This is a genomic window from Acidimicrobiales bacterium, assembly GCA_035512495.1.
Lineage (GTDB): Bacteria > Actinomycetota > Acidimicrobiia > Acidimicrobiales > CADCSY01 > DATKDW01.
On record DATKDW010000070.1, the window covers coordinates 30,614 to 51,452 of the forward strand.

Annotated in this window: 15 protein-coding genes; 14 read left to right on the plus strand and 1 reads right to left on the minus strand. The window is 71.7% G+C overall.

Annotation, left to right across the window (positions count from 1 at the left end; all coding sequences use genetic code 11):
• Window positions 1–10 precede the first annotated feature (10 nt).
• The 3 genes from VMN58_10320 to VMN58_10330 are packed head-to-tail and all read left to right on the plus strand — an operon-like array spanning window position 11 to window position 7,271.
• Window positions 11–2,323, plus strand: coding sequence for an ABC transporter permease (locus VMN58_10320; GenBank protein ID HUF33587.1), 2,313 nt, complete (start codon window positions 11–13; stop codon window positions 2,321–2,323).
• A complete protein-coding gene (locus VMN58_10325; protein ID HUF33588.1) occupies window positions 2,320–5,415 on the plus strand; it encodes an MFS transporter in 3,096 nt (1,031 codons plus the stop codon). The genes VMN58_10320 and VMN58_10325 overlap by 4 nt, the downstream gene beginning before the upstream one ends.
• Window positions 5,412–7,271: a hypothetical protein gene (locus VMN58_10330; protein ID HUF33589.1), complete on the plus strand. Its 1,860-nt coding sequence runs from the start codon at window positions 5,412–5,414 to the stop codon at window positions 7,269–7,271. The genes VMN58_10325 and VMN58_10330 overlap by 4 nt, the downstream gene beginning before the upstream one ends.
• A gap of 89 nt (window positions 7,272–7,360) precedes the next feature.
• On the opposite strand, the gene VMN58_10335 is transcribed toward VMN58_10330, so the two are convergent.
• Entirely contained in the window at window positions 7,361–8,599 is a 1,239-nt protein-coding gene (locus tag VMN58_10335; protein ID HUF33590.1) for a hypothetical protein, read from the minus strand.
• A gap of 60 nt (window positions 8,600–8,659) precedes the next feature.
• Between VMN58_10335 and hisS the strand changes: the two genes are divergently transcribed.
• From hisS to aroE, 11 genes are all read left to right on the plus strand, one after another.
• A complete protein-coding gene (gene hisS / locus VMN58_10340) occupies window positions 8,660–9,916 on the plus strand; it encodes a histidine--tRNA ligase (protein ID HUF33591.1) in 1,257 nt (418 codons plus the stop codon).
• The gene (aspS, locus tag VMN58_10345; GenBank protein HUF33592.1) at window positions 9,913–11,679 is read left to right on the plus strand and encodes an aspartate--tRNA ligase; all 1,767 of its coding nucleotides are present in this window, start codon (window positions 9,913–9,915) and stop codon (window positions 11,677–11,679) included. Before hisS ends, aspS begins: the two co-directional genes overlap by 4 nt.
• Window positions 11,680–11,817: 138 nt before the next feature.
• The gene (locus VMN58_10350; protein ID HUF33593.1) at window positions 11,818–12,762 is read left to right on the plus strand and encodes a DUF559 domain-containing protein; all 945 of its coding nucleotides are present in this window, start codon (window positions 11,818–11,820) and stop codon (window positions 12,760–12,762) included.
• A 90-nt stretch (window positions 12,763–12,852) separates the two neighbouring features.
• Window positions 12,853–13,647 (plus strand): hypothetical protein, encoded by a 795-nt coding sequence (locus tag VMN58_10355; GenBank protein HUF33594.1) that lies wholly within the window; start codon window positions 12,853–12,855, stop codon window positions 13,645–13,647.
• Window positions 13,648–13,679: 32 nt separating this feature from the next.
• Window positions 13,680–15,023, plus strand: coding sequence for a replication-associated recombination protein A (locus VMN58_10360; GenBank protein HUF33595.1), 1,344 nt, complete (start codon window positions 13,680–13,682; stop codon window positions 15,021–15,023).
• The gene (locus tag VMN58_10365; protein HUF33596.1) at window positions 15,020–15,373 is read left to right on the plus strand and encodes a DUF948 domain-containing protein; all 354 of its coding nucleotides are present in this window, start codon (window positions 15,020–15,022) and stop codon (window positions 15,371–15,373) included. The genes VMN58_10360 and VMN58_10365 overlap by 4 nt, the downstream gene beginning before the upstream one ends.
• Window positions 15,374–15,375: 2 nt before the next feature.
• Entirely contained in the window at window positions 15,376–15,609 is a 234-nt protein-coding gene (locus VMN58_10370; protein ID HUF33597.1) for a hypothetical protein, read from the plus strand.
• Window positions 15,610–15,652: 43 nt separating this feature from the next.
• Complete coding sequence (gene alaS, locus VMN58_10375; GenBank protein HUF33598.1) at window positions 15,653–18,262, plus strand: alanine--tRNA ligase; 2,610 nt, start codon at window positions 15,653–15,655, stop codon at window positions 18,260–18,262.
• Window positions 18,263–18,703, plus strand: a complete 441-nt coding sequence (gene ruvX, locus VMN58_10380) for a Holliday junction resolvase RuvX (GenBank protein HUF33599.1) — start codon at window positions 18,263–18,265, stop codon at window positions 18,701–18,703.
• Window positions 18,700–19,866, plus strand: a complete 1,167-nt coding sequence (gene mltG, locus VMN58_10385) for an endolytic transglycosylase MltG (protein HUF33600.1) — start codon at window positions 18,700–18,702, stop codon at window positions 19,864–19,866. The genes ruvX and mltG overlap by 4 nt, the downstream gene beginning before the upstream one ends.
• Window positions 19,863–20,801 carry a shikimate dehydrogenase gene (gene aroE, locus VMN58_10390; GenBank protein HUF33601.1) on the plus strand — a complete coding sequence of 313 codons (939 nt, stop codon included), beginning with the start codon at window positions 19,863–19,865 and terminating at the stop codon, window positions 20,799–20,801. The genes mltG and aroE overlap by 4 nt, the downstream gene beginning before the upstream one ends.
• The last annotated feature ends 38 nt before the right edge of the window (window positions 20,802–20,839 follow it).

Sequence of the window (20,839 nt, forward strand, 5' to 3'; positions counted from 1 at the left end):
TGGGGGTCGTGTGTTGACTGAGAGCGGCGTCACGGAGGTCATCGGGCAGCCCTCGGGCGGGCTCGGGTCCGTGGTCGAGGACGAGCGCGTGCGCAAGGGCCTCAACGCCCTCGCGGCCGTGCTCGGCTTCTACTTCGTGCTCCAGCTCCTCTGGCCGGCGCCCATCGGCGTCCTGCTCCAGGGCGTGGTCATCGGCGGCCTCACCGCCATGATCGCCTTCGGCATCGCCCTCATCTACCGCTCGAACCGGATCATCAACTTCGCCCAGGGCGACCTCGGCGGCGCGCCCGCCGCCCTCGGCGTGATCCTCATCCTCGGGCCGGGCGTCCCCTACCTCGTCGCCTTCCCGGTCGCCATCGTCGCGGGCATCACCCTCGGCGCCCTCGTCGAGTTCATCTTCATCCGGCGCTTCGCCAAGGCCCCGCGGCTCATCCTCACGGTCGTCACCATCGGCGTCTCCACCATCCTGGCAGGGCTCACCTTCGCCCTGCCCGCCATCTTCGACGTCAGCAGCCCGGGGCAGTCGTTCCCCTCGCCCATGGGCATCAACTTCAACGTCGGCAGCACGGTGTTCCGGGGCAACGAGGTGCTGGCCATGATCGCCATCCCCTTCGTGATCGCTGCCCTGGGCGCGTTCTTCCGCTACACCAACGTGGGCATCGCCGTGCGGGCCAGCGCCGAGAGCGCCGACCGGGCCGCGCTGCGCGGGGTGCCGGTCAAGCGGACCCAGACCATCGTCTGGGTGGTGGCCAGCGTGCTGGCCACCACCGGCATCTTCCTCCGGGCCGGGATCATCGGGCTCCCCATCGGCAGCTCCCTCGGCGCCATCGTCATGGTGCCTGCTCTCACCGCCGCCATCATCGGCCGGATGGTCAACCTGCCCACCATCTTCGTGGCGTCGCTGGCCCTGGGCGTGCTCGAGGCGTCGATCCTCTTCTCCACCAGCCGTGGCGTGTTCGTGCCGCCCATCCTGTTCCTGGTGGTGCTCGTCGCGCTGCTCCTCCAGCGCCGCGGGCAGCAGTCCCGCGACGATGACCAGACCTCGTCCTGGCAGGCGGCACGCGACATCCGGGTCATCCCCCGAGAGCTGGTCAACCTGCCCGAGGTCCGCTGGGGGCGCATCGGAGGGATGGCGGCGCTCGTGGCCTTCCTGCTCCTGCTCCCGCTCATCCTCTCCATCGGCCAGATCAACCTTGCCGCCGTCATCGCCATCCTCGCCATCGTGGGCATCTCGCTGGTGGTGCTCACCGGCTGGGCCGGCCAGGTGAGCCTCGGCCAGATGGGGTTCTTCGCCATCGGCGCCGCCGTGGCCGGCTACCTCACCAGCACGCGCGGGTGGGACCTCTCCCTGGCGGTGATCGTCGCGGGCCTCGCCGGCGCGGTGGCCGCCCTGCTCATCGGGCTGCCGGCCCTGCGGATCCGGGGCCTCTTCCTCGCCGTGATCACCCTCTCGTTCGCCCTGGCGGTGTCGATCTACGGCCTCAACCCCGAGTTCGTCACGTGGCTCCCGCAGGGCCGCATCAGCCGCCCGCCCCTCTTCGGCCGCATCGTCATCGACAGCGAGGCTCGCTTCTACTACCTCACCCTCGCCGCCCTGTTCCTCACCATCGTCATGGCGCGGGGCATCCGCAGGAGCCGGACGGGAAGGGTCCTGATCGGGGTGCGGGAGAACCCGCGCGCCGCCCAGTCCTTCGGCATCAACGCAACGTCGGCCAAGCTCACCGCGTTCGCCGTCTCGGGGTTCATGGCCGCCTTCGCCGGTGGGATCTTCGTCCACCACCAGCAGGGTCTCGGCATCTCCGCCTACAGCATCGACCGCAGCTTCGAGGTCTTCGTCATGGTCGTGATCGGCGGCCTGGGCACGATCCCGGGCGCCCTCCTCGGCACGGTGTTCATCCAGGGGACGCAGTACTTCGCCAACGTCTTCCCCGAGGTGCTGCGGCCCTACCTCACCTTCATCACCGGCGGGATCGGCCTGGTCATCGTGCTCCTCATCATCCCCGGCGGCTTCAGCCAGGTCTTCTACGACCTGCGCGACCGCATGCTGCGCAAGGTGGCCGAGCGGCGGGGGATCATCGTGCCGAGCCTCCTCGCCGACTCCCGCCAGCTCCCGCCCGGCTTCGCCGAGCCCGGCCACGAGACGGGTGCCCCGGTGGTGCCCACCGACGTGGCCCACGAGCTCGAGGAAGCACTGGTGGTCAGCGCGTCGGGCCACGGCTCCGGCACCGCGCCGGTCACCGATCCCACCGTCCTCCTGGAGGACGATCCGCCCGACGAGCCGCGCCGCCGACGTCCCGTCGGCACGGGCGGGAGGAAGTCATGAGCATCGACCCCGATCCCATCACCGAGGTCCCGTCGTTGCCGCGGCCGGTGATGACGCTCCGCGAGAAGCTCTCACCCTCTCGGGTCACCAAGGGGGCCGCCATCGGCCCCCTGCTCATCCTCTTCGGCCTCAACGCCGTCGACGAGCTCGACCGCAGCGCGTTCGGCGTGCTCGTCCCCAACATCCGCGACCACTTCGAGCTCGACAACGAAGGCATCCTCAGCGTCATCGCCCTCGTCAGCTTCGTCGCCCTCGGCGGCCAGGTCTTCATCGGCTACTACGCCGACCGGTTCTCCCGCATCAAGATCGCAAGCGCGGGGGCTGCCACGTGGGGGTTCTTCACCCTCCTCACCGGCATCGTCCCCACCGTGGTGCTGCTCGTGGTGGCCCGGTCGTTCACCGGCATCGGTCGGGCCGTCAACGACCCGACCCACAACTCGCTGCTCTCCGACTACTACCCGCCAGAGACCAGGGTCGCCGTCTACGGCTTCCACCGGGCGGCCAACTCCGTCGGGCAGTTCCTCGGCCCCGCCATCGCCGGCGTCGTCGCCTATTACTTCGGGTGGCGGGCCCCCTTCCTCATCTTCTGGATCCCCACCGCCATCCTCGTCTTCCTCGCCGTCACCATGCTCAAGGACCCGGTGCGCGGCGGCCACGAGCGCCGGGCCATGGGCGCCAGCGAGGAGTCGATCGGGACCGAGGAGGTACCCCCCTCGTTCGCCGAGGCCTGGCGGATCTGCAACCAGGTCCAGACGCTGCGCCGCATCTGGCTGTCGCTGCCGTTCCTCGCCGTGTCGCTCTTCGGCCTGGCCTCGCTGTACTCGATCTACTACGAAGAGGTCTTCGGGATGAACGAGGCGCAGCGAGGCTTCATCCTCGCCGGCACCGAGCCGTTCCAGGTCCTCGGCATCGTCATCGGCATCCCCATCGCCGCCAAGCTGGCAGCTCGCGACCCAGCCCTGGTCCTGAAGTTCCTCGCCGCAGTCGGTGTGGTGGTGAGTGTCGGCATCGTTGCCTTCGCCGGCGCCCCAAACCTGGCCTTGGCGATCGTGGCCAACATCTTCGTCGCCGGAGTGCTCGCGGTGATCATCCCGGGCGTCTATGCGGTGCTGTCGCTGGCAATCCCGCCCCGTGCCCGGGCGATCGGCTTCTCGATCGGGTCGCTCTACATCCTCCCTGGCCTGCTGATCATCCCGATCATCGGCGGCATCGCCGACGACATCGGGATCCGCGGGGCGCTGTTGTTCCTCGTGCCCATCTACCTCATCGGGTCGATGATCATCGCCTCGGCCGGCTCGTTCCTCTCGTCCGACATCAACAAGGTCCGCGCCTCGAGCGTGGCCCAGGCCGACGTGCTCGCCGCGCGGCGCCGCGGCGAGTCCAAGCTGCTGCTCGTCAAGGAGCTCGACGCCGGCTACGACGGCGTGCAGGTCCTCTTCGGGATCGACTTCGAGGTCGACGAGGGCGAGATCATCGCCCTGCTCGGCACCAACGGTGCCGGCAAGTCGACCCTGCTCAAGGCGATCTCCGGCCTCTTGCCGGCCACGGCGGGAGCCGTCATCTTCGACGGCCAGGACATGACCTACGCCCCGCCCCAGGAGGTCGCGGCGCGCGGCGTCATCCAGGTGCCGGGCGGCAAGGGGGTGTTCCCCGGGCTCACGGTGGAGGAGAACATCCGCATCGCCGGGTGGCTCTACCAGAAGGACCAGGCGTACCTGAAGGAGGCCACCGAGGAGGTCCTCGGGTTCTTCCCCATCCTCCGCGAGCGCTGGGATCAGACGGCCGGCAACCTGTCCGGCGGCGAGCAGCAGATGCTCACCCTCTCCCAGGCGTTCATCGCCAAGCCGCGGCTGCTCATGATCGACGAGCTCTCGCTCGGCCTCGCCCCCGTCATCGTCGAGCAGCTGCTCGTGATCGTGGAGGCGATCCGCGCCCGGGGCACGACCATCATCCTCGTCGAGCAGTCCGTCAACGTGGCGCTCACCATCGCCGAGACCGCCTTCTTCATGGAGAAGGGCGAGATCCGCTTCCAGGGTCCCACCGCCGAGCTGCTCGAGCGCCCCGACGTGCTGCGTTCGGTGTTCCTCGAGGGCGCCGGCAGCATGGACGGCGAGAGCAATGTGGCCAGGGCAAAGCGGGGCGGTGCCGTGGTGCGTCGCTCGAGCGCCGCCCGCACGGGCCAGCCGATCCTCGACGTGCGCTCCGTGGGCAAGACGTTCGGCGGCATCCGCGCCGTCCACGATGTCTCGTTCTCGCTCGACGAGGGCGAGATCCTCGGGATCATCGGGCCCAACGGCGCCGGCAAGACCACGCTGTTCGACCTGCTGTCGGGCTACCTCCCCACCGATGGGGGCGTGATCATCCTCGACGGTCTCGACGTGACCACCATGCCGCCAGACGCCCGGGCCAGGCTCGGGATGGGCCGCTCGTTCCAGGACGCCCGCCTGTTCCCGGCGCTATCGGTCACCGACACGATCGCCCTCTCCCTCGAGCGCCAGATCGAGATCCGCGACCCCATCGCGGCCGCCCTCAACCTGCCGGTCGTGGCCGACTCCGAGCGGTCGATCGCCCGCAGGGTCGACGAGCTCGTCGAGCTGATGGGCCTCGGCGCCTTCGCCGACAAGTTCATCTCCGAGCTGTCCACCGGCAGCCGGCGCATCGTCGACCTGGCCTGCGTGCTGGCCCACGAGCCCGACGTCCTGCTCTTCGACGAGCCGTCGTCGGGCATCGCTCAGCGCGAGACGGAGGCGCTCGGGCCCTTGCTCCTGCGCATCCGTGAGGCCACCGGTGCCAGCCTCATCGTGATCGAGCACGACATGCCTCTCATCACCTCCATCTCCGACCGCATGCTCGCCCTCGACCTCGGCCAGACCGTGGTGGAGGGCAGCCCCGACGACGTGGTCAACGACCCACAGGTCGTCTCCTCCTACCTCGGGACCTCCGAGGAGGTCATCTATCGATCCGGTTCCGAACCGGCTCGTTCGTCTGTGCCGCGCTCCTCTTCCACCGGCGGGAAGCGCACCGCCACCAGCCGGCGTCGCCGGGCTCCCCTGCGGGCCGGCGACGACACCACCAACGGGGGTCAATCATGAACAAGCTCGATGAGATCAAGCTCGGCGACATCGCACGGGGGTTGCGGCGCTACCAGCCGTTCATCGCCGTCGGCGCGGTGATCGTCATGCTCATGGTCTTCCTCCCCGGCACCCCGGACGACGGTCGCGACATCGAGTCCATCGACGACTTCGCCTCTCCGTCCACCGGTGGCTCCGGAACCGGCGGCATCGGTGGCGACAGCGACCTGGGCGAACTCGAGCTCGACGACGAGGGCAACATCATCGGTGGCTCCGGCGGGGGGTCGAAGGGAGGAGGGGGCGGCTCCACCGGCCGGGGTGCCGGCGGCACCTCCGGGGCGGGCTCCACCGGCACCTCCGGCGGTGGCTCCGAGCCGTTGCAGACCACCGGCGAGCTGGCTGCCAACTGCGACCCGGCCACCGGGCGCATCAAGGTGCCGACCAACTTCGCCCCGCCGTGCATGCCGCCGTTCTCCGGCGACAACGGTGGTGCCACCGCCCGCGGCGTCACTGCCGACACGATCAAGGTGGTCTACTACTGGGAGAAGGCCAACCCGGCCACCACGGCGGCGCTCACCGCTGCCGGTGCGGCCGACCAACGCGACGACACCATGGCCACGCGGAAGGCCTACGTCGACTACCTCAACGCCCACTACAACCTGTACGGCCGGCAGGTGGAGCTGATCGTGGTCGACGCCACCGCCGAGGCCACCGACGACGCCGCCGCCAAGGCCGACGCCATCAAGATCGCCACCGACATCCAGCCGTTCCTGGTGTGGGGCAGCAACTCGCTGGCGTTCGTCACCGAGATGGCCAGTCGCCAGGTGCTCTGCGTGTGCACCGTCTCCCAGCCGAACGAGACCTACGAGGCGCTGTCGCCCTACCTGGGCTACACGACCCTGATGGGCTCCACCCAGGGCTACGTCCATCGGTCGGAGTACATCTGCAAGCGGGTGGCCGGTCGCAAGGCCCAGTACGCCGGCACCTCTGACGGTGCGCCGCTGAGCATCAACGACCGCAAGTTCGGCCTCCTCTACTATGAGAGCGAGGACAACGCCTACAAGGCGGGCATCGACTACTTCGAGCGCGAGCTGGCCAAGTGCAACGTGAAGCTCGCCGCCCGGCTGGCGTTCATCTACCCGCTCGAGAACGTGCAGCGCCAGGCTCGCCCGTTCATCCAGAAGCTCAAGAGCGAGGGCGTCACCAGCGTCATCTTCTCCGGTGATCCCATCACCCCGGCGATCTTCACCTCCGAGGCCACCAACCAGGCCTACTTCCCGGAGTGGATCATCACCGGCTCAGCGCTGACCGACACCACGATCTTCGCCCGCACCTACGACAAGAACCAGTGGGACAAGGCGTTCGGGATCTCGTTCCTCACCGCCCGCTACCCGCAGGAGCAGGGCGAGGCGTACAAGGTGCACATGTGGCACCACGGCACCGCCCCCCAAGCCGGCAACACCTACGGGATAATCTACGCAGAGCCCCGTACCATCTTCACCGGGATCCACATGGCGGGCCCGGACCTCAACACCATCTCATGGGTGCGGGGCCTCTTCGCCTACCCGCCCACCGGCGGGTTCCTCACCTCGCCCCACACCTCCTGGGGCGATCACGGCATCTGGCCGTTCCGCGACTACACCCAGTACGACGACGTGACCGAGATCTGGTGGGACATCGCCGCCACCGGCGACGACGAGGTCGGCAACCCCGGGGCCGGCATGTACCGCTACGTGCACGACGGCCTGCGCTACCTGCCCGGTCAGCACCCCACGGAGGACGCCGCGGTGTTCGACCCGTCGCGGGCGATCACGTTCCACGAGAGCCGGCCCGAGGGCGACGCGCCGCCCGAGTACGGCGATCGCGCCCCCCAGTGAGCGGGCGACCACACCACTGATCGGTGGTGGCGGGCGGCGGCAATGTGGGGCCGCCGCCCGCTGTCGCGCCACGGGTGCCCGCCGCTCGGTCAGCCGTCGCAGGTGGGTGTGCCCTGGACGACCTCGAGGGTGCCGCCCTCGACCTCCTCGAGCGAGCGGGCCACCTCGATCAGCTCGCTCGAGGGCAGGGTGCCGATCACCCTGAGGAAGCGACCACCCCCGAGCAGGGCCCGCACCGAGGCGCCCTGGGTTCCGAGCACCACGTCGCCGTCGCCGAGGTCGCCGAGGTCGACCAGCGGTGCGCCAAGGGCGAAGGGGGCCGGCCCGCGGAGCGGGGCCCCCTGGTCCACCACGAGGACGTCTGCACCCCGGACCCACACGTCGACGGCGCTGGCGACGGCGTGGACCTCCTGCAGAGGGTCGTCGGGGTCGTCGGGCTGCTCTCTGGGGGCGACGTAGCTGAACCGCCCGCAGTGGGTGAAGCCTGCGGGGGCGGCGGCAAGCTCCCAGAAGGTGCCGGGGGGCCGGCTCCCCTCGGCCATGCGCAGCAGCGAGCCACCGCCGCTGTTCACGTCGATGGTGGGCGCGGTGATCTCGAAGTCGTCGTCGGTGAGGTGCGGGTCGACCTCGACCTCGGTGGCCAGGCGGCGCACGAGCACGTCGCCCCCGGCGACCACCACGTCCTCGAGCACCAGTCCGGCGCCGTCGAGGCAGGTGTCGGTGTAGCGCTGGTCGGAGGTCGCCGGGGTGATTGATCCCGAGCCGAGGGGGTCGAGCGAGCGGTACACCTGGCACGGACGGCCGGCGACCTGGCGCTGCTCGCGTGCTTCGAGCTGCTGGCCGACCAGGGCCTGGCGCAGCACCGGATCGAGGCGGACGTCGGACGGGCTCACCCCCGGGCGGGAGGCGAGCACCAGCTCTTGCGTGCCGCTGATGATGGCGAAGCGGCCGAAGGACGCGATCCGCCCGCTCGTCGCGACACCCTCGGCGCGCTCCCCGCGGTAGGAGCGGACCACGGTGTCGAAGGGGCGCCGGACCGCAAGCTCCTCGGTGGAGACGTCGATCTCGCCCTCGATCGGTGCCTCCACGCGGTAGGTGATCCGGTAGGCCACGGGTACGTCCCCGATCGGGAGGGGTGACGAGGGGTCGCGGTCGACCAGCTCGCTCCCCGCCCGGCCGATGGTGGCCAGCCCGCCTCCGTCGCGGCGCGCCCGGTCACCGGGGACCATGACCACCACGACCACCGCCACGGCCAGCGCGGAGGCTGCCGCTGCCAGCACCACCGGCCGTCGGCGCCGTCGTGCCCGGTCTCGTCCTTGTCGCACCATGGCGTCCGACGGTACAACCGGTTGGGGAGGCCCACCGGGCCACCGGTAACCTCGCCGACCGTGCCCCCTGCCCGCTTCAAGGCCCCGACGGGGACCCACGATGTCCTCCCCCCGGAGTCCGACCGGTGGCAGGCCCTCGTGGCCCGCTTCGCCGCCGCCGCCGGCACCGCCGGCTACGGCCTCATCCAGTCGCCGATGTTCGAGGAGCTCGGCGTGTTCCAGCGGGTGGGCGAGGCGACCGACGTGGTGCGCAAGGAGATGTACGACTTCGAGGACAAGGGTGGCCGCCACCTGGCGCTGCGCCCGGAGGGCACGGCATCGGTGGTGCGGGCCTACGTGCAGCACCGGCCCACCACCCCCTGGAAGGTCTGGTACGCCGCGCCCAGCTTCCGCTACGAGCGACCCCAGGCCGGTCGCTACCGCCAGCACCACCAGCTCGGGGTCGAGGCGGTCGGCTCCGACGACCCCGACCTCGACGTCGAGGTCATCACCATGGCGTGGGACCTGTTCGCGTCGCTCGGCCTCCGCCGCGTCGTCCTCCTGCTCAACTCGCTCGGCGACCGGGCCTGCCGGCCGGCGTACCTCGACGGGCTGTCGGTCTACCTCCGCGAGCGTGCCGACAAGCTCTGTGACGAGCACCGTGCTCGGCACACGGAGAACCCGCTGCGGGTTCTCGACTGCAAGCGTCAGACCTGCAGGGATGCCACCCGCAACGCCCCCCGCCTGATCGACAAGCTCTGCGGGCCGTGCCACGCCGCCTTCGAGCGCGTGCAGCAGGGCTTGGCGGCCACCGGCATCCCCTTCGCCATCGAGAGCCGGCTGGTACGCGGGCTCGACTACTACACGCGCACCACCTTCGAGCTCCAGGCCTCGGCGTTGGAGTCGGCCCAGAACGCCATCGGCGGCGGTGGCCGCTACGACCGGCTCGTCGAGGTGATGGGCGGGGATCCCACCCCGGGCATCGGCTTCGGCCTGGGGATCGAGCGCATGCTCCTGGCGTGCGACGCCGAGGGCGTCTTCCCTGGCCCGGCCACGACGCTCGACGTGTTCGTCGTCGACCTCACCGGCGGCGACGCTGCCCGCGACCTGACCGCCGGCCTCCGGCGCGCCGGTGTCGCGGCCGACCGGGCCTTCGACGGCCGGTCGATGAGGGCCCAGATGAAGCTGGCCGACCGGTCCGGTGCACCGCTCGCGCTCATCGTGGGCGAGGACGAGGCGGCTCAGGCCACGGTGACGGTCCGTCGGATGGAGGAGGGGGGCGGCCAGGAGACCGTCGCCCGCGACCAGGTGATCGACCACGTGAAGGGACTGCTGTGACGTCGAGAGAGGGCCCGGCCGCCGCGCCGGCCACGAGCATGCGCACCCACGGCTGCGGTGAGCTGACCGCAGCCGACGTCGGGGCCGAGGTCTCGGTCTGCGGCTGGGTGGCCAGCCGCCGCGAGCACGGTGAGCACCTCGCCTTCGTCGACCTCCGCGACCGCTCCGGGGTGGTGCAGTGCGTGGTCGACGGCGGCCACGAGCTCCGCTCCGAGTACGTGGTGCGCGTCACCGGCACCGTGCGAGCCCGGCCCGAGGGCACCGTCAACCCCGACCTGGCCACGGGCGAGGTCGAGGTGGGCGACTGCAGCATCGAGGTCCTCAACACCGCCGAGCCGCCGCCGTTCCCCGTCACCGACCGGGTCGACGCCGACGAGTCCATCCGCCTCCGTCACCGCTACGTCGACCTGCGTCGCGACCGCATGCAGCGCAACCTCCGCGTCCGCTCCGAGGTCAACCGCGCCCTCCGCCAGGCCATGGACCGCCAGGGCTTCACCGAGGTCGAGACGCCCATGCTGTGGACGCCCACCCCCGAGGGCGCCCGCGAGTTCGTCATCCCGTCGCGCCTCCAGCCCGGCAGCTTCTACGTCCTGCCCCAGAGCCCCCAGATCGCCAAGCAGCTGCTCATGGTCGGGGGCCTCGATCGCTACTACCAGCTCGCCCGCTGCCTTCGCGACGAAGACCTGCGGGCCGACCGGCAGTTCGAGTTCATGCAGCTCGACGTCGAGGCCAGCTTCGTGGACCAGGACGACGTGCTGGGGTTCATCAGCGAGGCGGTGCTCGATGCCGCCGAAGTGGTGACGGGGGAGCGGCCGCCCGAGATCCCTCGCCTCACGTGGGCCGAGGTCATGGAGCGCTTCGGCTCCGACAAGCCCGACCTTCGCTTCGGGATGGAGCTGGTGGAGCTCACCGAGGTCTTCGCCTCCACCGGCTTCAAGGCGTTCGCGTCGGCCGCGTGCATCAAGGGCATCCGGGTGCCGTCGGCGGCGGCCGAGCACGGGCGCGGCCGCCTCGACGCGCTCACCGACCGGGCCAAGGCCCTCGGCGCCAAGGGCCTGGTGTGGCTCAAGGTCGGCGACGCCGGGGCCCTCGACTCGCCGGTGGCCAAGTTCCTCTCTGACGACGAGGCCACCGGCATCACCGCGGCCCTCGGGGCCGAGGCCGGCGACCTCCTCCTGCTGGTGGCCGACGACCGCCCCACCGTCTGGAAGGTCCTCGGCGAGCTGCGCAACGACCTCGGCCGGCCGCCGGTGAGCGAGGGGCCATACGAGTTCGTCTGGATCACCGACTTCCCGCTCTTCGAGAGCATCGACGACGCCGGCAACCCGGTGTCGGCCCACCACCCCTTCACCATGCCCCACCTCGACGACCTCGACCTGCTCGAATCTGACCCACTGCGGGTCCGCTCGCAGTCGTACGACCTGGTGCTCAACGGCTGGGAGCTCGGGTCGGGCTCGATCCGAATCCACAGCAGCGACGTCCAGGCGAAGGTGTTCGCCTCCCTCGGCATCTCCGAAGAGGAGGCGGCGGCGCGCTTCGGGTTCCTGCTCGGGGCGTTCCGCTACGGCGCCCCGCCCCACGGCGGCTTCGCCGTCGGCCTCGACCGCCTCGTCGCCATCCTCGCCGGTGAGGACAACATCCGCGAGGTCATCGCCTTCCCGAAGACCCAGTCCGGCCACGACCCGCTCACCGACGCCCCCAAGCCGGTGTCTCAGCGCGTCCTCGACGACCTCGCACTCCGCCTCCTCCCACCCAAGGCCTGAGCCGCGTTCAACCCGGAGGCGTTCTGGCACCAGAACCGCGCTGGAACCCGGCGCGGTTCTGGTGCCAGAAGCGGCGGGGGAGGTGCTGGGGGAGCCCCACCGTCGCCGAGTGTCACATGCCGCCGACAGCATGGGCCGATGGAGCTGGATGACGCACTCCGAGACCTGGCCGAGCGGCAACACGCCCTCATGGCGAGGAGCCAGGCGCGGGCGCTCGGTGCAAGCCGGGCAGACGTGCTGCGCCGCCTTCGAGGACCCGACTGGGAGTCAGCCTCCCCGAGGGTCCTCAGGCTGACCGGTGCGCCGCAGACCCAGCGGCAGGATGCCATGTGCGCGGTGCTCGACGCGGGGCCGGCCGCGGTGCTGTCGCACCGATCGGCGGCCGCGCTGTGGCGACTTCCCGGGTTCGACCTCCGTCGGCTCGAGGTGAGCCGGTTGCGGGGCCTCGACGGGCGCCAGCCGGTGGCAGCCACCATCCATCGTCCTCGTTCCCTGCCGGCCCACCACGTGACCGTGGTCGACGGGATCCCCTGCACGTCAGTGGCTCGCACGATCTTCGACCTCGCTGCCGTCGGGGTTCCGGCCGCTCGGCTCGAACGGCTGGTCGACACCGTCATCACCAGGAGCCCGGCGACCACCGCGCGACTGCACCAGCTGATGGGTGAGCTGGCTGCGCGCGGGCGACCCGGCATCGCGGTGATGCGGGCCATCCTCGACACGCGCCCCGTGGGAGCGCAGGTACCTGCCAGCGGCCTCGAGGCGCGCTTCGAGAAGCTCGTGGCCGAGGCGGGTGCCGGACCCGTGGAACGTCAGGTCGACGTCGGCGGGCACGAGTGGGTCGGTCGTGTCGACTACCTCGACCGGGAGCTCGGGATCATCTACGAGGTGGACAGCGTCTTGCACCACACGAGCGTTGTCGATGCGCGCAACGACCGGGCACGAGATGCCGCGCTGCATCGAGCGGGGTTCGCCAGCGTGGTGCGGATCTGGGAGGAGGCGATCTGGTACCGCCCGGCGGAGGTCGTCGACCGCATCCGGGCCGCCCGGCGGGAACGTCTCGCCAGCTGCCTGCCCCAGGCCTGACGCTGAGGTTCTGGCACCAGGATCGCGCTGGAAACCGGCGCGGTTCTGGTGCCAGAACGGGGTGGAGGCTCCATCGGTAGCGTTGGAGGCATGAAGCCGAGGGTGCGAGGGCGGGCAGCGGCGGTCAGCGGCCGGGCCGTGACCGCCGAAGAGGCTGCCGTGGTGTTCGCCCGAGCGGCCGAGCTCGAGGTGGGCGACGGCGTGTCCGGCGACGACGGCCACTTCGACGAGGACGCCCTGCTCGAGATCGGGGCGGGTGCCGGGCTGTCGCCGGTGGCCATTCGGCGAGCGCTGGCCGAGCTGCGGACGGGCGGCCTGGCGCCCCGCCACGACGAGGCCCCCATCACCTGGCTGGGTCCGCCGGCGGTCGAGGCCCAGCGCGTCGTCGAGGTGTCGCCGGCGAGGGCGGCCGGCGAGGCAGAGCGCTTCCTGCGCGACCAGCTCTTCGAGGTCAAGCGCCAGCAGCCTGGTCGTTCCACCTGGCGACCCTGCCGGGGCTGGGTGGCGATGGCGAGGCGCAAGGTCGACAGGCTGTGGAAGCGCCTCGACCTCGACGGCGTGGTCGACCCCGTGACCCTGTCGGTGGTCGAGGAGCCCGGAAGCGACGCCGCCCGCACGTTGGTCCGCTTCGAAGCCGACCTGGCGCCGCTCCGCACCTCCACGGCGTGGGGTGTTGGTGGCGTCGCGGCCGTCGCCGGGGTCGTGAGCGGGGGGATGCTGGGCGTCGCGATCGCCGCAGAGCTGGCGCTCGTCAGCCTGCCGGTGGCCGGTGCGGTCGCCGGTGGGGGCGTCGGCGTCGGCCGCAGGGTCTACCGCCGGCGGAGCGACGAGGTCGCTACCTGCCTCGAGGCCTTCCTCGACCGCCTGGAGATGTCCGCCCGCTGACCCTTCCCGGCCACCCCGGTACCCTCCGGGCCGTGCCCCCGACCGCCGACGACGACCTCTTCGCGGCGGCCGCCCAGGACCGGTTGGCCCGCTCCGCCCCGCTCGCCGCCCGGCTCCGTCCTCGCACCCTCGACGACGTGGTCGGCCAGGAGCACCTCCTCGGGCCCGACCGCCCGCTGCGGCGCCTCATCGAGTCCGATCGCCTCTCGTCGGTGATCTTCTGGGGACCGCCCGGCACCGGAAAGACCACGCTGTCGCGCCTGATCGCCGGGGCCACGAGCTCGGCGTTCGAGCAGCTCTCGGCCGTCACCGCCGGCGTGAAGGACGTGCGGGAGGTGATCGCCCTCGCCCGGCAGCGGCTCGGCGAGCAGGGCACGGGGACGATCCTCTTCCTCGACGAGGTCCACCGCTTCAACAAGGCTCAGCAGGACGCCCTGCTGCCCTCGGTCGAGGACGGCACCCTCACCCTGATCGGGGCGACCACCGAGAACCCCTACTTCGAGGTCAACGCCCCGCTGCTCAGCCGCTCCACGCTGTTCCGCCTCCACCCTCTCGAGGCCGGCCCGGTGGCGACGCTGCTCCGCCGGGGCCTCGAGGAGGAGGGGGCCACCGCCGACGACGAGGCGCTCGACCACCTCGCCGACCGAGCCGGTGGCGACGGGCGCGCTGCCCTCACCGCGCTCGAGGTGGCGGTGGCGCTCGCCATCGACCCCGCCGGGCTCACGACGACCCCCCACGTCACCCTGGCCCACGCCGAGGCGGCGCTCGACGCCCGGGCCCTGCGCTACGGCCGCGACGAGCACTACGACATCGTCTCCGCGTTCATCAAGGCCATCCGGGGCAGCGACGCCGACGCCGGCCTCTACTGGCTGGCCCGCATGCTCGAGGCCGGGGAGGACGCCCGCTTCATCGCCCGCCGCCTGGTGATCCTCGCCTCCGAGGACGTCGGGATGGCCGACCCGATGAGCCTGCTGGTGGCCGACGCCGCGGGCCGTGCGGTCGAGCTGGTGGGCCTGCCCGAGGCCCAGCTGAACCTGGCCCAGGCCGTGGTGCACCTGGCCACCGCCCCCAAGTCCAACCGGGTCACCGTGGCCATCGGCCGGGCCCGGGCCGACGTGGCCGAGCGGCCCGCCGGCGAGGTCCCGACCCACCTGCGCGACGCCCACTACCGTGGCGCGGCGGCGCTCGGGCACGGCAAGGGCTACGACTATCCTCACGACCACCCCGAGGGCTGGGTGCCGCAGGCCTACCGCCCACCCGAGGTTGCGGGCCGCGCGTACTACGAGCCCTCATCCCACGGCCACGAACAGGAGATCGGCGAGCGCATGGCAGCCCACCGCACCGAGGGGCCGGACACCACGTCCGGCGAGCAGTGACCGCCACCGACCTCGCCGCCGTCGTGGTGGCCATCGCCAGCGTGGTGGTGGTGGTGCTGCTGGTCTTCGCGCTCATCTCCGTCAACCGCACCCTCACCACCATGCGCCTGAGCATCGAGGAGCTGCGTCGCGAGACCCTGCCCGTGGTCAAGGACCTGCAGCGGACCGTGGCCCAGGCCAACGTCGAGCTCGAGCGGGTCGACGGCCTCCTCGACTCGGCCCAGTCGGTGACCCTCACCGTGGACTCCGCCTCCCGCCTCGCCTACCTGGCGTTCTCCAACCCGATCATCAAGGTGCTGGCCTTCAGTGCCGGGACGGGCCGAGCCGCCCGTGCCCTGCGGCGGCGATAGGGATGTTCAAGCGCATCTTCTGGCTGGTCGTCGGCGCCAGCTTCGGCTTCGGCATCTCGTTCTGGCTCATGCGCTTCGTGCGCGACACCGTCGAGCGCTACCGCCCCGAGCAGGTGTCGGCCGACCTCGCTGGGGCCATCACCCAGCTCGGGTCCGACCTCCGCGCCGCCGTCGCCGAGGGTCGCCTCGCCATGCGCGAGCGCGAGGAAGAGCTCCGGGCCGAGCTCGACCGATAGCCGGCCGGACCCGTCTGGGCCCGCCGGTAGGCTTGCCAGGGCAATGACTGCCGACGAGCTCCGCCGCGCCTTCACCGAGTTCTTCGCCGACCGCGACCACACGCGCGTGCCCTCGGCGGGCCTCATCCCGCACCACCCGACGGCCCCGATGTTCACCAACTCGGGGATGATGCAGTTCGTCCCCTACTTCCTCGGTGAGGAGGCCCCGCCCTTCAAGCGGGCCACCACCGTCCAGAAGTGCGTGCGGGCCGGCGGCAAGCACAACGACCTCGACGCCATCGGTCGCTCGCACCGCCACGTGAGCTTCTTCGAGATGCTCGGCAACTTCAGCTTCGGCGACTACTTCAAGGCCGAGGCCATCCCGTGGGCCTGGGAGCTGTGCACCGAGGTCCTCGGCCTCGACGCCGATCGCCTGTGGGTCACCGTCCACGTCAGCGACGACGAGGCTGAGGAGATCTGGCGCGACTCGGTCGGCTTCCCGGCGGCGCGCATCCAGCGCCTCGACAAGGACAACTTCTGGGAGATGGGCGACACGGGTCCCTGCGGCCCGAGCTCGGAGCTCTTTTGGGACTTCGGCCCCGACCTCGGGGCCGAGGGCGGCCCGGCCGATGGGGGAGAGGAGCGCTACGTCGAGATCTGGAACCTCGTGTTCCCCCAGCACTACCGCCAGGCCGACGGGAGCCTCACCGACCTGCCCATGCGCGGCATCGACACCGGCGCCGGCCTCGAGCGGATCCTGTCGATCCTCCAGGGGGTGACGTCGGTCTACGAGACCGACGTGCTCGCCGGCCTCGTCGATCGGGCGCAGTCGGTCACCGGTCGCCAACTCGGTCAGGACGAGGAGACCGACGTGGCCCTGCGCCTCCTCGCCGACCACGCCCGCACCATCACCTTCCTGGTCAACGACGGGGTGCTGCCCAGCAACGAGGACCGCGGCTACGTGCTGCGCCGGATCATCCGCCGGGCCGTGCGCTTCGCTCACCTCCTCGGCGTGCAACAGCCCGTCACCCCACCGATGATCGCCGGTGTCGTCGAGCTGATGGGCGACGCCTACCCCGAGATCCGGGCCGGCCAGGACTCGATCACCACCCTCGTCGAACGCGAGGAGGGCCGGTTCCGCCAGACCCTCAAGACCGGCTCCGACCTGCTCGAGGCCGAGCTGGCAGGTCTCCCGGCGGGGGGCGTGCTGCCGGGCGAGGTCGCCTTCCGCCTGCACGACACCTACGGCTTCCCCCTCGACGTCACCCGCGAGGTGGTGGCCGAGCGCGACGTCACCGTCGACGACGAGGGCTTCGCCGTCGCCATGGACGCCCAGCGCCAGCGGGCCAAGGGCGCCCGCAAGGCCGGTCCCGCCGACGAGACGGCCTCCGAGGCCTACCGCGAGCTGCTCGAGCGCAGCGGGCCCACGGTCTTCACCGGGCGTGAGGAGCCCGAGACCGAGGCCAGGGTCCTCTCGCTGCTCGTCCGGCCTGCCTCCGAGGCCGACGACGCCGCCGAGCTCGTCGAGGTCTTCCTCGATTGCAGCCCGTTCTACGCCGAGGCCGGCGGCCAGGTGGGCGACACCGGCACCATCACGACCGCCACCGGCCGGGTCGAGGTCATCGACACCACCTACGCCCTGCCCGGGCTCCACCGCCACACCGGCCACGTGGTCGAGGGCGAGATCACCCCCGACCAGGACGCCGTGGCCACCATCGACGACGAGCGCCGTGCCGCCATCCGGCGCAACCACACCGGTACCCACATCCTGCACTGGGCGCTGCGCGAGGTCCTCGGCGACCACGTCAAGCAGCAGGGCTCCCTGGTGTCACCCGAGTACCTGCGCTTCGACTTCAGCCACCACGAGGCGGTCACCGACGAGCAGCTCGCTGCCATCGAGGACCTCGCCAACCGAGAGGTCCTCACCGACGAGTCGGTCCGCCACTACGAGACCACCCAGGACGAAGCCAACGCGCTCGGGGCCATCGCCTTCTTCGGCGACAAGTACGGCGAGGTCGTGCGGGTCCTCGAGGCGGGCCGGCGCTCCGTCGAGCTCTGCGGCGGCACCCACGTCGGGGCGCTCGGCCAGATCGGCCCCATCCGGATCACCTCCGAGGGCTCGATCGGCGCCAACCAGCGGCGGATCTTCGCCACCACCGGCACCGGCACCCTCGAGATCGTCCGCGACGAGCACGACCGCCTCGCCGAGGCGTCTCGCCTCCTCGGCGTGCCCCCGGAGCAGGTCGTCGACGGCGTGGCCAAGCGCCTCGACGAGATCAAGGAGCTGCGCGACGAGCTCAAGTCCCTGCGCAAGCAGGCCGCCGGTGCGGGCGCCTCGTCGCTCGCCGCCGAGGCTGTCGACGGCGTCGTGGTGGCCCGGGTCGACGGCGTGTCCCGCGACGAGCTCAAGGACCTGGCGGTGGCCGTGCGCGACCAGCCCGGGGTCCGGGCCGTGGTGCTCGGTGGTGCGCCCGAGGGCGGGGGCGCCGCCCTGGTCTCGGCCGTCACCAAGGACAGCGGCCTCAACGCCTCCGAGCTCATCGCCGACGCTGCCCGCACCGTCAAGGGCGGGGGCGGCAAAGCCCCTGACCTGGCCGTGGCCGGGGGCAAGGACCCGAGCGCCCTCGACCTCGCCCTCGACCAGGTCCGCGCTGCCGCCGGCATCGGGGGCTAGGTGCGGGTGCTGGCGCTCGACCTCGGCGCGCGCCGCATCGGCGTCGCCGTCAGCGACCCGAGCGGCACCCTGGCCTCGCCGTGCGAGGTCATCCAGCGCTCCGGTTCCTCGGCCGCCGACCACTGCCGGGTGGCCGAGCTGGTCGAGGAGGCGGGCGCCGAACGGGTCGTGGTGGGCCTGCCGCTGTCGCTCGACGGCCGCACCGGTCCGGCCGCCCGCAAGGTCCTGGCGGAGGTCGAAGAGCTCGCCGCCGCCCTCGACGTCCCGGTCGAGACCGTCGACGAGCGCTTCTCCACCGTCACCGCCGATCGCTCGATGATCGAACGGGGTATGAAGGCGCCTGCCCGCCGCAAGGTCGTCGACCAGGTGGCCGCCGCCGTCCTGTTGCAGACCTGGCTCGACGGCCGGCCCCGATCCCAGCCCACGGAGCCCCCCAGATGAGCGAGATCTTCTTCGACCAGGACGACGAGCGGGGGGCCAGCCGGGGTCCCGTGCTCGCCGGTGACGAGGGGGCGGACGACGACCCGGCGTTCCTCCACGACGACGAGGACGTCCGCTACGTCGACGACGGGGGAGGGGGAGGGCGGGTCGGCCGGGTGCTGACCGTGCTCGGCGTGGTCGCGATCGTGGGCCTCATCGGCGCCGCACTCGTCGGGGTGTGGGTGCAGCGCCAGATCAACCCGCCCGGCGGCCCCGGCGAGGAGATCGTCCTCGTCATCCCCGAGGGCAGCAGCACCACCGCCATCGGCCAGATGCTCGAGGCCGAGGGCGTCATCAGCGACAGTCAGATCTTCCGGTTCTACCTGCGGTTCAACGGTGGTGGCCCCTTCCAAGCCGGTGAGTACCAGCTGGCACGCAACATGGGCATGGGCGACGTCGTCGAGGTGCTCGAACGGGGCCCGCGCGCCACGGTGGCCGGACGGCTCACGGTCCCCGAGGGCCTGGTCCTCGACGAGATCGTCCAGGTGATCGGGCGAGACGAGGCCTTCGACGCCGACGCCTTCCGAGAGGTCATCGAGGCCGGCGAGGTCCGCTCGCGCTACCAGCCCGACGGCAAGCCGCTCGAAGGGCTCCTCTTCCCCGAGACCTACACCCTCGACGGCCGGGAGGACGAGGCCGTGCTGCTCCGGCGGATGGTGGCCTCCTTCGACGCCACCCTCGACGAGCTGGGCTATGCCGAGGCCGAGCAGCGGGTGGGCCTCACGCCCTACGAGGTCGTGATCGTGGCCTCGCTCATCGAGGCGGAGGCCAAGGCCGACGAGGACCGGGCCAAGATCAGCCGGGTCATCCACAACCGCCTCGAGGAGGGCATGACCCTCGGGATCGACGCCACCTTCTACTACGCCCTCGGCCGGCGGGGCGGCAGCCTCACTCAGTCCGACCTGGCCATCGACTCGCCCTACAACACCCGCCAGAACGCCGGTCTGGTGCCTACCCCGATCGGGGCCCCCGGCCGGGCGTCGCTCGACGCCGCCCTCAACCCCGAGGACGGGCCGTGGCTCTACTACGTCCTCAAGGACCCGCGCGTCCACTCGTTCTCCGAGGACTACAACGACTTCCTGCGTGATCGGCGCGCGGCCCAGGAAGCCGGGCTCATCCCGTGACCGCCCTCGCCGGCTCCGGCTCGTCGTGGCCGGGGGCGTCGACGCGGGTCGCGGGGGTGATCGGCGACCCGGTGCGCCACTCCTTGTCGCCCCGGCTCCACAACGCCGCGTTCCGGGCGCTGGAGCTCGACTGGGTGTACCTGGCCTTCGCGGTGCCGGCCGGTGGGGCGAGGGCGGCGATCGAGGGCGTGCGGGCCCTCGGGATCGACGGCCTGAACGTGACCATGCCCCACAAGGCCGACGTGGCGGCGGCGGTCGACACGCTCAGCCCGGCGGCGACCGCCCTCGGGGCGGTCAACACCGTCGTCCGGTCGGGGTCGGTGCTCGAGGGCCACAACACCGACGGTGACGGTTTCGTGGCGTCGCTGCGGGCCGACGACGGCTTCGACCCGTCCGGCCGGCGTTGCCTGGTCCTCGGGTCGGGTGGGGCGGCCCGGGCCGTGGTCCGCGCCCTCGCCGCCGCAGGGGCGTCGGAGGTCGTGGTGGTCGCCCGCCGAGAGGAGCCCGCCGGGGTGGCGGCCGCCCTCGCCGGTGCCGCCGGGCGGGTCGGGTCGCCCGACGAGGTCGACGGCGCCGAGCTCGTCGTCAACGCCACCCCCGTGGGGATGGGCCAGCGGGTCGCCGGCGGGCCCGAGGAGGGGGAGCGTGTGGTCCCCATCGGTGAGGCTCACGTCGATCCCGCCCTGCTGCCGCTCGACCCCGGGCTCCTCGGCCCCGGCCAGCTCGTCGTCGACCTCGTGTACGAGCCCCTCGTCACCCCGCTGGTGGCCGCGGCGCGGGAGCGAGGCGCCCGGGCGGCCAACGGCGTGGGCATGCTGATCCACCAGGCGGCGCTCTCCTTTCGCCTCTGGACCAGGGAGGACGCGCCCCTTGAGGCGATGTCGGCGGCCGTGCTGGCCCACCTCGCCGGCGCCGGCCACCCTGAGCGAACCTGAGCCCCGATCCGGAGAAACCGGTGAAGTTCCGGCCGGGG